Here is an 897-nt window from a genome sequence, read left to right on the forward strand (position 1 = left end):
ATGACGGTTGTCCAGATGTAGTATCTGAGACCATGACTACATACAAAGCACCAGATGCTGACGGTGATGGAATCCCAGATATTAAAGATGCATGTCCTAATGAACCTGAAAACTTCAACGGATACTTGGATTGGGATGGATGTCCTGATACATTAGGTGCAGAGTCTTCTATTTCAACGCTAGCTGATTCTGATAAAGATGGAATTCCAGATAAGTATGATTCATGTCCTAGTGCTCCAGAAACTTGGAATAAATACAAAGACACTGACGGTTGTCCAGACACTAGTCCAGAACAACAAAGATTCCTTCATGATGATGATCTAGATGGTATACTAAATGATGCTGATAAATGTCCTCTAGTACCAGAAGATTATGTCGGAGTAATCGACGGTTGTCCTGAATCCTAGGTGTTTATAGAAAAATGAAACAATACATAATTCTTGGAATTTTAACTTTAATTATCTCAACTATTGGTGTATTCCAAAGTAATGCTTATGGTGTTCAGGACAATGATCATGACGGAGTACCAAATGATCTTGATCAATGTCCACATTTGAAAGAAGATTATTTGGGTGTAGTTGATGGATGTCCATCAAAGTTTGTCCCATGGTATGATGTTGATTCTGACGGTATTCCAGATGATATTGATGTTTGTCCAACCGTTAGAGAGACTTTCAATAAATTCCAAGATGATGACGGTTGTCCTGACATTTCATCATATGCAAGTAAAGAAACTGCAGACACTGACAATGATGGTATCGCTGATTTTATAGATTCATGTCCAACTCAACCAGAAACATTCAACGGTTACCAAGACACTGACGGTTGTCCTGACAAATTTACTTCTACACTTGACACTGACGGTGATGGAATCCCAGATGTAGTTGACGCATGCCC

The 897-nt window shown here is 38.8% G+C and carries 2 protein-coding genes; both read left to right on the forward strand.

Features of this window, described 5'->3' with window-relative positions; genetic code table 11:
* On the forward strand, nucleotides 1-407 hold a 407-nt coding region (locus BG20_RS11725), incomplete at its 5' end, for a thrombospondin type 3 repeat-containing protein (protein WP_010194179.1).
* Nucleotides 408-421: 14 nt separating this feature from the next.
* The coding region (locus BG20_RS11730) for a thrombospondin type 3 repeat-containing protein (protein ID WP_010194181.1) at nucleotides 422-897 on the forward strand (476 nt) is incomplete at its 3' end.

The organism is Candidatus Nitrosarchaeum limnium BG20 (genome assembly GCF_000241145.1).
In the GTDB taxonomy this organism is placed as follows: Archaea; Thermoproteota; Nitrososphaeria; order Nitrososphaerales; family Nitrosopumilaceae; genus Nitrosarchaeum; species Nitrosarchaeum limnae.